Below are 12,023 nucleotides of genomic sequence, written 5' to 3'. Positions count from 1 at the left end.
CATAACAAAAAGACACTAACTCGCCCTAGTGTCTTTAAAAACAGTACATATTTACTTCTATTCATAAAACTGGAGACAATAATCTGGATAACGACTCTTTAAACCGAATTAAAAGGGAACGATTATTATAAATTTCTGATGTAAGTTCATGGCTCTGTTTTAAATCATCTGCAAATGTATCCCTTAGGCGAACAGCTGTGTCTGCATGATATATAATTGCATTCACTTCAAAATTCAATCGAAAACTGCGTACATCTATATTGGCTGTTCCAACAGTTGCCAATCGATCATCTATCACCATAGTTTTCGCATGCAAGAACCCATTCTCATATAAAAACACCTTTGCACCAGCCTTTAATAATTCTCCAACGTATGAATAAGTGGCCCAATAAACAAATAAATGATCTGGTTTATTTGGTATCATTACTCTTACGTCCACCCCTGACATGGATGCAATCCTGATGGCGTCCAACAAACTGTCATCCGGTATAAAATAAGGCGTCTGCAGATATATATACTCTTTTGCATCCAAAATCATACGTATATAGCTTTTTTTAATTTGTTCCCTCTCAGAATCAGGCCCAGAGGTAACAATTTGAAGCCCAACCCCTTTTTCGTTGTGTTGCTTGCTATATTTAAAGTAATCTTCCGTCCATTCCATTTTATCTCCTGAAGCCTGAGCCCAATCGAGCATAAAACGAGACTGTAAATCATTCACAGCGTCTCCGATGATCCGTAAATGGGTATCTCTCCAATAACCAAACTTCGGATCAAGTCCTAAATACTCTTCACCTACATTGAATCCACCAAGATATCCTACTTTCCTGTCAATGATGACAAGCTTCCGATGGTTTCGGAAGTTGATTCTGAGATTAATAAGCGGTAATTTCCCAGGAAAGAACGCTTCTGCATTTCCGCCAGCTTCTCTTAATTTCTTTATTCGCTTTTTAGAGATTCTCCTGGAACCGGCGTCGTCATAAATCAGCCGTATCTCTACACCTTCTTTAGCCTTTTCAATCAACGCATCCAGAAGCCTGTTTCCATATGTATCGTTTTGGATAATGTAATATAAAACATGAATATGTTTTTTGGCACTAGCAATATCCTGAAATAAGGCATTGAATTTTTCCTTGCCATCTGTGAAAATTTCAACTTCATTATCATTGGTATATACAGCATGGTCTGTTTTCATATTCATTAAAATTAAATCCTTATACCTCTGTGTAATAGAAGTATTAAATGGTTCTTCCATATTTTTCATGTGCTCTTTTTGTTCAGCGATACGCTGCTCTAAGTAATCATAGCCCCGTTTATCCCATGTGAATATTTTCCTTTTACTTAAATTCTGCCCTAGAACAATATACAGAATAAAGCCTCCAATTGGAAAAAAGCTCAAAACCATTAACCACGCCCATGAAGCGCTGACATTACGCCTTTCTAAAAAGGTTATAGTAATAGCAAATATCAAATTGATTGCTATTAAAAATTGCCATACATAGCTATCAGTTATTCCCATTCATCTACAACTCCAACCGAAACATTATCTAACCTAATATAAATATTATAACGACAAAGTATTAAAAAACCTACTGAACTATATCAATTATCAAAAGGCAACCTAATTTTGAAGGTTGCCTTTCGCTTCTGAATATTTATCCAATAATATGCCAATAATCTGAGGTTATTATTCAGTTAATGGCATTAAATAACAACCTTGACTACTCCATAAAATTGTATGAATAAAAGAAGTTTAGGGAACTTATAGAATGAATACACAAAAAGAAGGGAATGTTCCTATTGCCCAGAAACAGTGATCAAATCCACGTTAACCCAGAACCAAATCCAGATGGCAGACAGGAATCCATCATAAATGATTCTAAAGCTACTAAAATGGGAGTTGTCACCGGCAGCCTGCAGCCCGGATTTAACCAAAGTCAAAACCCTTACCATGTGAGCAATAAAGATGAAACACCAGAATCAATGGAAGAATTCGAAAAATTAACCAAGGGTAGAAAGTTGGATGAGTTCTAATCTTGATGTTATGGCTTATTGGGGATATTATAAAGGAAATCCATTTAAGGAGTTCATTATAATATGTCTAAAAAAGTAAGTCTTCAAGAAGCGATAAAACAAAAACTTGCTTCTAAGCAACAATCAAATCAAGCCGGCAGCCATGTAAACGGACCTGTCAAAAAAACAAAAGAATTGCAAAGCCAACTGACAAAGAAACCAAACAACCAACGCAAACGTACAGGTGTATAACGACTCAGGGACTGCTATTGCAGTCCCTTTTTCATTATAAAACTTTACTCAAAAACAGCTTTGTTCGATTGTGCTGCGGATTTTCAAATAAACTGGTCGGTTCATTTTCTTCAACGATATATCCATCATCCATAAAAACAACCCGATCTCCCACCTCACGCGCAAATCCCATTTCGTGTGTAACAACCACCATTGTCATTCCTTCGTGCGCAAGCTCTTTCATAACCTCAAGGACCTCTCCAACCATTTCCGGATCAAGTGCTGAAGTTGGTTCATCGAATAACATGATTTCCGGCTCCATTGCCAATGCACGTGCAATGGCGACCCTTTGTTTCTGACCACCTGACAATGAATCTGGATAAGCATTTTCCTTATCTAATAGACCTACCTTTCGAAGGAGCTCCAAACAATGTTTTTTTGCTTCTTCATCAGGAACCTTTTTCACCTTGGTAGGTGCCAGCATTAGATTTTCCAGTACCGTTTTATGAGGAAACAAATTGAAATGTTGAAATACCATTCCTGTTTTGGTTCGTACCTTATTAATATCAATTTTTTTATCGGCAAGATCTACTCCATTTATAATGACATGTCCGTCCGTTATTTGCTCCAGTAAATTTAAACAACGAAGAAAGGTGGATTTCCCTGAACCAGAGGGACCTATCACTACTACAACTTCCTGAGGTTCAATCCTAATAGATATATCTTTTAATACCTCATTGGATCCAAAGTTTTTTTTCAAATTCCTAACATCTATCATTTTGTCTCCATCCTTCTTTCCAATCGATTTAATAACAAGCTAAGAGAAAGCGTAAGGATGAGATAAATCACAGCGGATGTTAAATAAGGCTCCCACACCCGATAATATTCAGTCGCCATAGCTCTACCCCAATACGTTAATTCTGGAGCTGCGATAACAGCGGCTATAGATGACTCCTTAATCAATACAATAAACTCATTACCCAGAGGCGGAATAATGCGCTTAAATGCTTGTGGTAAAATAACGTACCTCATAGCCTGTCCATGAGACATCCCAAGCGACCTGGCTCCCTCCATTTGTCCCGAATCAATCGACTGAATGCCTCCTCGAAATATCTCAGCTATGTATGCAGCTGAATTTAATGAGAGGGCAAGAATAGTTGCGAGTATGGCATTTGTCTCTCCTGTCAATGCTGGTACAACACCAAAGTGAACTAATAGGAGTTGGACAAATATTGGAGTCCCACGAAAAAAAGCAATATAGCAATTTAGGGGAATAGATAACCATTTCCTTTTGGTCAATCTACCAAGACCGATTAATAACCCAAGAATCGAACCTATTAAAATACCAGCTATTGAGAGTCCAATTGTATATAGTGTTCCTTTCATTAACAATGGAGCATAAATTTCAATAATATCCCACCTGAAATCCACATCTGTTCCCCCTTAGACAAAGATTGCGTAGCACAGCAACACCTGTGATACGCAGTCCTCTCACACCTTTATTATTTCGATTGCTGAGCTTTTAATGTTTCAAGATCTGGATCGACTCCAAACCATTTTTTATAGATCTCAGTATATGTTCCATTTTCTAAAATTTCGTTTAAAGCTTTATCTACGACAGCCTTATCTTTACTGTCCTTCGGAAACATTAAACCGTAGTATTCATTGTCAAATGCATTCGGGTCCTTTACTACCACAAACTTATCCTTAGGATTATTTTTAGCGTATTCCTCGACAACGCCATTATCAGCTACAACAGCTTTTGCACCGCCTTTTTTCATATCCATAATCGCCAGTACAGTTGTTTCAAACTTCTTGATGTCTTTATTATTTTTGCCTACTACCTTTTCAACCGCAAATTGACCTGTCGTACCAGCCTGAACAGCAATTTTCTTCCCTTTTAAATCCTGTGCAGATTTAATATCGCTGCCTTCTGGGACAAGAATTTTATTGGTTGATAAAAAATATGGAACAGAGAAATCATATGTTTTTTTCCGTTCATCATTTATTGAGATCGCTGACATCCCAAACGCTGCCCTTTTGTTTTTAATCTCGACAAATAATGGATCCCATCCTACATGTTCAATATTCACTTTAAAACCGGCTTCCTTCGCCACAGCATTCACAATATCAACGTCAAAACCAACCAATTTACCTTCCTTCTGGAATTCAAATGGTGAATATGCCGCATCAGTCACGACTCTCAACGTCTTATCTGTACCGCCTTCACCGCCGGCACTCTCTTCCTCTTTCGAACCGCAAGCTGCAATGACAGTAATAATAGCTATCATAATAAACATAAATAATGATTTCTTTTTCAAAATGACGCCCCCTCTTGTTTTCTGTTTTAAATATTCAGAAAAGTCTATGAATAACATTATAAGGTTGCTTACAAGAATACGCAATTTAATTTTGATTTTTTTGTATTTTATGACACTAAAAGTCAAAACTACAAATTCCTTTAAAATAAACCATGTTTTTCTTCCAAAAATAGTAATTAATTAATTGTGTTTTTCTCATAATACACGCAAAATATTGAATATAGAATGGTAAAGAAAAGAGGTCATTATGGAAACTAAATCAAAAGCCTTATATGATTATTTGATTACTCATTCAGATGAAATAATTGAAGATTGGTATTCACTAATGCCGAAGAGTACTGAAGCAGATTATTCTCTTAACGGATCTATCCATACAATTAATGCATTAAAGAAGCAGTTTAAAGAATATTTGTTTTTAATAGCAAACAGCTTGTTTCAATCAGAAGAAGAGAGAGATTATATAATAAAAGAACGCACATTATCTATTGCAGAGGTACGCCTTGAATCCGGTACACCTCTAAGTAATTCTATTAATGCTGCCGGGCTTTTAAGAAGAGTTATATGGAAATACACAAAAAACTTTATCGACATGACCAGCTTGGATATTACCTTTAGAGATATTTTTTTCTGGGAGGAAAAGTTTAATTCTACAATAGATCAACTTACACATAGCTATACAGAAAACTATACAAACATATTGATAAAGCGAATCCACTCACAATCCAACCTAATCAATGAGTTAAGTTCTCCTGTGATTAAATTGACTGAAAATATCGGATTATTGCCGATAGTGGGTGATATTGATTCCACCAGGGCCAGAGCTATAAATGAAAGTACACTTCAGCAAAGTGCAGACAATCAAATCTCCACATTAATTATTGATTTATCCGGGGTTTTTATCGTTGATACTTTGGTAGCACACCGCCTTTTTCAAATGATAGAAGCACTCAAATTAATCGGTGTAGAGGTAATCATGACAGGAATTCGTGCCGAGGTGGCACAAACAAGCATACAGCTTGGAATTGATTTTTCATGTATCCAAACAGAAAGCAGCGTAAATCAGGCATTTACTAAATTAGGTATTATAATTAAAGAACAATAATTTGTCATCATCGATGATGAAAGGTTCACCAAATTAATATATTAGAATATTAAACAGCGATTATCACTTTATTATTATGATAATCGCTGTTTGTTTTCTCAGGTTATGCGGTGCCATTTATTTACCTGACATTGGAGTATAACTAAACCAATTAAGGGTATAGATGTGAAGACATTAATTTAACATTTGGGGGTGCTCTATGTGGTTTAATAAACCTTTTTATAAGTATGCAACCGGCACTATTTTAATACTAATCATTATCTATTTATTAGGGAAGATTGATTACTTTATATGGCCATTCCAAAAACTGATTATAACCATCTTTTTTCCGATTTTAATAGCTGGTCTTCTATATTATATATTGAGGCCGGTCGTTCATTTTTTGAGTAAGTATATGCCGATTACTATCAGTATACTTCTCATTTATGCAGTAATTGGCGGAATGGGTTATGCTGGTGTCCATTTCTTGGGGCCCGTCATTGTTTCTCAGAGCGAAGAACTCATCGATAAAATACCGGACAGAATAGAAACAATCACATCCCAGTCAAAGGAAATTATAAATGAGAATGCCGCCTCAACCTATTTTTCCGTAGACAAGCTCACTCAATATGGGAAAGAATATGCGGATAGTTTTCCTAAAGTATTATCCGATCATGCTGTAACCATATTTTCGACAGTTACGAGCATAGTCACTGTACTTTTAATTGTTCCCTTTATTGTTTTTTATTTTCTTAAGGATGGGCATAAACTCAGACCCTTTTTATTAAAGCATATCCCTGCTAATGTAGAGGACGAGGGCAACAGAATTTTAATGGATGTTGATAAAACCTTATCCACTTATATCGTCGGTCAATTTATCGTTGCAATAGTCGATGGCATCCTTATGTATATTGGATATCTAATTATTGGGCTTGAGAACGCATTAATTTTAGCTATTTTTGCAACGTTACTGACCGTTGTACCTTTCCTTGGACCGTTCCTTGGAACCATCCCTGCGATTATATCAGGTCTATTAATCAGCCCATTTACAGCCTTTAAAGTTCTGATATTATTAGTCATTGTCCAGCAGCTTGAGGGTCATCTCGTTACACCTCAGGTAATGGGAAAACGTCTGGATATCCACCCGCTGACGGTCATATTATTGCTGCTTGTAGCGGGTTCCTTATACGGATTTATAGGAATTCTCATAGCTATACCTACTTATTCAGTAGTAAAGGTTATTGTTAAAAATTTCATTAAATTCTATAAACTGCGAACATCTTAAAGCTCCTAAACTTCACATAAAAAAGGTGATTCAGGATGGCTTAACCACCATCCTGAATCACCTTTTTTTACCTTGAAATAGTTTGAACTTCTTTTTGGCCAATTAAAATCCATTCGTATTGTCGTAATCGCAATTCGTATAGCTTTAATGGGTCACGATACAATTCTGGCTGAGAACGCATCTTCTCAAGTACGCCATTATGTTCAGCAATTTTCTCATTCGTATCTGACATTGCACCATTCATTACTTCTGTCGGATCTGCAAAGAACATTGAAACATCTCGAGTAATCGATTTTTCAAACATATCAAATTGCAGCAGGAATTTATCTGCAATCAATTGAGCAACCTCTGTATAATCCTGTGTTTCAATCAACGTTGTATATTTATTGTACATAACACTTTTATTCGCAATCGATCCGAATAACATGCCTGCACTCTTCAATAATAATTGTTGCGGTGTGTGGCGAAGCAGTATATTAATGGTCTCCATTTGTACACCGCTCGTCATTCGGTTTGCATCCCTGCGCCAGTCATCCAGCACTCTGAAATCACATTCCATTTTCATTCGTTCTTCCTGATAAATGGCATTGAAGCCTTCAGCCATTTCTTTTAAATAAGCCTGACTCTCTTTTAACTCTACTTCCGCTTCGGTAATCCAATCCTTTAAGGAATAAAAATACTTAGGCAAAATCGTATTCTCCAGGTATTCCTGAATCCGTACATTCATTTTCTCATTTAAGTCTATATGAATCTTGCGGAAATCACTGTCCTCTGTAATTAAATCTTTGCTGGCTCGGAGAATTTTAGGTACCGCCGCCTCCACATCAAGGCGAATGGCTTCCTTCCTTTGTTTAAACGTCTTACGCAACAATACTGCTTTTTCTTTCTCCAAATCCTCCATCTGATTCTTCGCACCATTTAGTTTTGCTAAAAGGTCCTCATTCCAATGAATGGATTCAATCAAGCTTTCTTCCCTTTCCAATCGTTGGTCCAGCAAGCTTGATATAGTCTCACGTACAAAGTGAAGCAGCTTAGCAGTACGAGCGCTTTCCTTATATTTGCTTGTTAGATTCATTTTAATAAATTCAGCAAAATCTGAAAGCTGCCTATTGCTTCTATAATGAGCAGAATGAGCAAAAATTGTAGCATTTGGCAGGTAAGGACTGATTCTGGACCAAGCTTCATCCACTATACGAATAGCCTCCTGATCATTGTGAACAAGATCCATTTTATTTAATAAGAAATGAATTGGCAGATCTGGCACTTGTTCATGAAGGGCCATAACAATTTCGCGTTCTTTGTTTGTAAATGGATCATTTACATCTAATACAAGTAAAAGACCATCTGCCATATTCAAATAACGGCGTACTTCCTGGATTTTATTATTTGCAATACTGAATCCGGGAGTATCGATGATTGCTATTTGATTGTCGGCCAAAAATTGGCTCGGAAGATGGTATTCAATGATACTTGGCTTGGTATCAACAAAGTTTCTGTTTGAAACCTTATCTTCAAGTTCCTCTAAATTTAGTGGATTAATCGAAGAGTCTGTCACTTCCATTATGCTTTCTTCTTCGGCATTTTTAAACATGATAGCCGATGAAGTTGGTTTATCAAATAACTCTTCTCCTAAAATAGAATGAATTAAGGCAGATTTACCGCTACCGCTAGTTCCGGCAATCATAATATGCTGTACATTTACATCTAATAATTCATCAATAATCCATTTTTGTCTTTCGCTGACAGATAAATTATTTTGATTTGCCCATTGATCAATTTCCTCAAATAATCGAACGCTATCCTCCAAGCCATTCCGGTTATTTTCAGCCTGCATTAATACTCTCTCTGCATGATCAATATCTATTTGACCTATCATACCAGGAAAATTATCGTTCCATGCCAATATAGCAGAAGAAGCTAAAAGAGCATGCTTCCTATCTGTTATGCGAATCCAGTTACGTAATAAACTTGGTAATAAGCCCTTTAATGTTTTTAATAATTTATGTCCATTAATTAATTCGAAGTAACCCTCTTTAAATAAGAAAGATAAATCTGACCATGGTTCGGGATGAACAAGTTCCAGATCCTGCAGTAAATCATTAAATCCCTGAACCCATTGCAAATATGCCGGTTCGCCCTTATAGCTGTTCCAAAGAGATACTGCAAGTTGTTCAAATTGACCGCTATCTATGGAATAGAGCTTATGTAATACTTGGTAAAAATAGCCAGGTTCCATATTTTTCGTTACACCCTGATCAATATAGGACTGCAGAACATCATACCAAAGCAATGACTCCGTACGGATGGATTCATTTACTGCAAGTTCAACTGCACTATTCCAATCACGTTGCTCTTCAAAGAATGAACGTGCTATTTCTGTTACTTGAGAGTCATCTGGATTCAACTTAACTACCTTTTTAATCGTTTTATCAGCCAGTTCAGTTTTATCCAATTTCGTATATAGAGCAAATAATTGCAATCCAACTTCGGTATTCAATATAATCGAGTCTGATTCGATAGATTTATATAGCTCTTCAGCGTTTTTATACATAGCCATTGCAAAGTAAGCATCCGCCATATTCTTTATAGCCCAAGGCGCCAGGTCATTGCTAACCTTTTCCCATTTAAAAATGGATGTCTCATAGTCTTTATAATGGAAATAAAGCTCTCCCTGAGCAAATCTAAGCGTTGATAGCTCAGGCAATTCCTTTTGTTGTTCTGCCAAAAATTCTTCACTTATTATAAGCAACGGATTCGCCGCATTATCGTTTGTTAATAAGGTTTTATATAAGGACTTTTCAATCAAGTTATTTTCATTATTCATCATACGACCCCTCCCTGGTTCTCTCACACAAATTTGTTCAATAGAATAGTTTATAACTTATATAGTGTAATAAAATTTGATTGCAAAACGGTTTCGGTAAAGTTTCATCTTCAATACAATATGATAGCAAAATGGAACATTTGTCATATTTGAAATAAATATATTAATAGATTATATCCTATACCCTCAGAAAATTAACTAAAACAATTCGTGTTTTTTATTTTTCTCCAATTAATTATACCAGTATATCGTTATCTTAATCACGATTCATTTCACCTTACAATAGAATAAGCCCATGATTATGAAAATCACAGGCTTACTTTTTGGTTAGTTATTTCCACCAATTATCGTGAATGGATGCAGGCATTTGACGTTTGTGTTCTGTTTTTAAATATTGTTTTTCAATTTTTAATGCAGCTTCAGCATCGACTTTACGGCCTTCCAAATAGTCGTCAATCGTATCATATTTTAAGCCAAGCTCTGTTTCATCAGCTTGCTGCGGTTTATTATCCAGCAAATCGGCAGTCGGCTCTTTCATATAAAGTCTTTCCTCAGCTCCCAATTCTTTAAGCAATTCTCTGCCCTGGCGCTTAGAGAGACCCGATAAAGGAAGAACATCAGCTCCGCCGTCTCCATATTTTGTATAAAAACCTGTCACTGCCTCAGCAGCATGGTCTGTACCTATTACCAGAAGTCCATTTTGTCCACCAATGGCATATTGCGCAATCATACGAAGCCTTGCTTTCACATTCCCTTTATTAAAATCGGTTAATGCTTCATTAGTTGCTTCTTTGTATTGATCTGTAATGACATCGACAGTAGACTTGACATTAAAAGTAATACTTTCATCTGGTTTAATAAATTGCAGAGCACGCTGAGCATCATCTTCATCTTGCTGTACTCCATATGGAAGTCTGACAGCAATAAATTTAGCCGCAACCCCTTCCTCACGCAGTTCTTCCACAGCCATCTGAGCCAGACGTCCTGCCAATGTAGAATCCTGACCGCCACTGATTCCTAGAACAAATCCTTTTGCTCCGCTCTTCTTTAAGTAACTTTTTAGGAACCCAACTCTGTCTTTGATTTCTTCTTTAGGGTTTATTTCCGGTTTAACATGTAATGCTTCAATAATAACTGATTGTAAGCTCATTCCCATTCCTCCTTCAAACACCTATACTATTATTTTCCTTAAATGTTCTCTTTCTAACCTTTTATCATTAAATATATTTTACTCTTATATATAAATTTTTAAATAGCTCATTTAATTAAGAGTGTTATTTTTCATTCTAATACAACACTAATTGGTTCATTATGTAAAAGTTTGTGAAGGAACGAACAATATCACGTTTGTAAAGTTGTTTTTAGTATTAACTTAAAAGGTTCACATATTTTTGTACAAAAAAAGAAACACAGGGATAATGCACCACATTATCAAGCATATGGTATATAAATAAGGTATAGAAAGTTACTGGAACTAAAAACCGCGGATTAGAGCCAGTTAAATCCATATGGGAGTGATTTAAAATGATGAATTGGTTACGAACTAATAAATATGCCTCCGGACTATTATTGATTATAAGACTGTATCTTGGTTATGAATGGATGATTCATGGATTTGAGAAAATTAAAGGCGGAGCATTTGATGCATCTGGATTCCTTGGAAATATTGTTGCTAATCCTGTAACTGGGCCAGACGGAGGGGCACTGTATCCGATTTATGGTTCATTCATTGAAAAATTTGCGATTCCTAACGTAGGGTTAATCAACATCTTAATTCCATGGGGAGAATTTCTAGTTGGGCTTGGGTTACTGCTTGGTGTCTTAACAACTACAGCTGCCTTCTTTGGATTATTAATGAATTTTATGTTTTTATTTGGCGGAACAGTATCTACTAACCCGCTCTACATCATACTGGGAATGGTTATTCTTGTAGCAGGTGCAAATGCCGGACGATTCGGTGGAGACTATTACGTTCTTCCCTGGATTCGTAAAACTATCTTCAAAAAGGATGACATAAAACCAATCAATACAAAAAAATTAACTCCAAGTCATTAAACTAACGATTAAATAAGAGACGACGCCGAGATTTCTCTCGGCGTCTTTTATTGATTTATGCCAGTCGATCATAACTATACGATGATGTTTTGGCCATGATCCAACTACAATCCTTTATTGACTAGGCATCTTATTATGCTTATGATTATTTGGTGTCTTCGGAAATACTAAACGTGGTTCGTAACCATCCCACGATAAAAAACTAAGGGAGAGAAA

The 12,023-nt window shown here is 36.2% G+C and carries 11 protein-coding genes and 1 riboswitch; of the genes, 5 read left to right on the top strand and 6 right to left on the bottom strand.

All coding sequences use genetic code 11. The features are described from left to right. Positions 1–61: 61 nt before the first annotated feature. On the bottom strand, positions 62–1,516 hold the full coding sequence (cls, locus tag AC4G3O_RS15000; protein WP_066107992.1) for a cardiolipin synthase: 1,455 nt from the start codon (positions 1,514–1,516) through the stop codon (positions 62–64). A 281-nt stretch (positions 1,517–1,797) separates the two neighbouring features. Here cls and AC4G3O_RS14995 point away from each other — a divergent pair, with 281 nt between their 5' ends. Both AC4G3O_RS14995 and AC4G3O_RS14990 read left to right on the top strand, forming a co-directional pair. After that, positions 1,798–2,031 carry a hypothetical protein gene (locus AC4G3O_RS14995; RefSeq protein WP_066107998.1) on the top strand — a complete coding sequence of 78 codons (234 nt, stop codon included), beginning with the start codon at positions 1,798–1,800 and terminating at the stop codon, positions 2,029–2,031. 63 nt (positions 2,032–2,094) lie between these two features. Then, a complete protein-coding gene (locus AC4G3O_RS14990; RefSeq protein WP_175354307.1) occupies positions 2,095–2,262 on the top strand; it encodes a hypothetical protein in 168 nt (55 codons plus the stop codon). 34 nt (positions 2,263–2,296) lie between these two features. On the opposite strand, the gene AC4G3O_RS14985 is transcribed toward AC4G3O_RS14990, so the two are convergent. The 3 genes from AC4G3O_RS14985 to AC4G3O_RS14975 all read right to left on the bottom strand — a co-directional run bounded on the left by AC4G3O_RS14985 (position 2,297) and on the right by AC4G3O_RS14975 (position 4,562). Next, complete coding sequence (locus tag AC4G3O_RS14985) at positions 2,297–3,019, bottom strand: amino acid ABC transporter ATP-binding protein (protein ID WP_148631073.1); 723 nt, start codon at positions 3,017–3,019, stop codon at positions 2,297–2,299. Next, on the bottom strand, positions 3,016–3,672 hold the full coding sequence (locus AC4G3O_RS14980) for an amino acid ABC transporter permease (RefSeq protein ID WP_066108002.1): 657 nt from the start codon (positions 3,670–3,672) through the stop codon (positions 3,016–3,018). The genes AC4G3O_RS14985 and AC4G3O_RS14980 overlap by 4 nt, the downstream gene beginning before the upstream one ends. Before the next feature lie 71 nt (positions 3,673–3,743). After that, entirely contained in the window at positions 3,744–4,562 is an 819-nt protein-coding gene (locus AC4G3O_RS14975; protein ID WP_490553481.1) for a basic amino acid ABC transporter substrate-binding protein, read from the bottom strand. Positions 4,563–4,809: 247 nt separating this feature from the next. On the opposite strand from AC4G3O_RS14975, the gene AC4G3O_RS14970 reads away from it, so the two are divergent. After that, a complete protein-coding gene (locus AC4G3O_RS14970) occupies positions 4,810–5,664 on the top strand; it encodes an STAS domain-containing protein (protein WP_490553482.1) in 855 nt (284 codons plus the stop codon). A 199-nt stretch (positions 5,665–5,863) separates the two neighbouring features. Further along, positions 5,864–6,928 (top strand): AI-2E family transporter, encoded by a 1,065-nt coding sequence (locus tag AC4G3O_RS14965; RefSeq protein ID WP_140462191.1) that lies wholly within the window; start codon positions 5,864–5,866, stop codon positions 6,926–6,928. Positions 6,929–6,995: 67 nt separating this feature from the next. Here AC4G3O_RS14965 and AC4G3O_RS14960 read toward each other — a convergent pair whose 3' ends face one another. Together AC4G3O_RS14960 and nadE are read right to left on the bottom strand one after the other, a co-directional pair. Further along, on the bottom strand, positions 6,996–9,755 hold the full coding sequence (locus tag AC4G3O_RS14960) for a GTP-binding protein (RefSeq protein WP_491136419.1): 2,760 nt from the start codon (positions 9,753–9,755) through the stop codon (positions 6,996–6,998). Between the two features lie 328 nt (positions 9,756–10,083). Beyond that, entirely contained in the window at positions 10,084–10,902 is an 819-nt protein-coding gene (gene nadE, locus AC4G3O_RS14955; RefSeq protein WP_066108014.1) for an NAD(+) synthase, read from the bottom strand. Between the two features lie 374 nt (positions 10,903–11,276). On the opposite strand from nadE, the gene AC4G3O_RS14950 reads away from it, so the two are divergent. Next, the gene (locus tag AC4G3O_RS14950) at positions 11,277–11,807 is read left to right on the top strand and encodes a DoxX family membrane protein (RefSeq protein ID WP_148631075.1); all 531 of its coding nucleotides are present in this window, start codon (positions 11,277–11,279) and stop codon (positions 11,805–11,807) included. 167 nt (positions 11,808–11,974) lie between these two features. After that, a riboswitch (PreQ1 riboswitch) is annotated at positions 11,975–12,019 on the top strand. Positions 12,020–12,023 lie beyond the last annotated feature (4 nt).

It is taken from the genome of Bacillus sp. z14 (2026) (assembly GCF_058313575.1).
The sequence above is the reverse complement of the archived record's forward strand: the minus strand, read 5'-3'. Positions and strand labels throughout refer to the sequence as shown.

Coding starts and splice junctions, on each gene's coding strand:
- cls (WP_066107992.1), bottom strand. CDS start 1,516: ATGGGAATAACTGATAGCTATGTATGGCAATTTTTAATAGCAATCAAT.
- AC4G3O_RS14990 (WP_175354307.1), top strand. CDS start 2,095: ATGTCTAAAAAAGTAAGTCTTCAAGAAGCGATAAAACAAAAACTTGCT.
- AC4G3O_RS14985 (WP_148631073.1), bottom strand. CDS start 3,019: ATGATAGATGTTAGGAATTTGAAAAAAAACTTTGGATCCAATGAGGTA.
- AC4G3O_RS14970 (WP_490553482.1), top strand. CDS start 4,810: ATGGAAACTAAATCAAAAGCCTTATATGATTATTTGATTACTCATTCA.
- AC4G3O_RS14965 (WP_140462191.1), top strand. CDS start 5,864: ATGTGGTTTAATAAACCTTTTTATAAGTATGCAACCGGCACTATTTTA.
- AC4G3O_RS14960 (WP_491136419.1), bottom strand. CDS start 9,755: ATGATGAATAATGAAAATAACTTGATTGAAAAGTCCTTATATAAAACC.
- nadE (WP_066108014.1), bottom strand. CDS start 10,902: ATGAGCTTACAATCAGTTATTATTGAAGCATTACATGTTAAACCGGAA.
- AC4G3O_RS14950 (WP_148631075.1), top strand. CDS start 11,277: ATGATGAATTGGTTACGAACTAATAAATATGCCTCCGGACTATTATTG.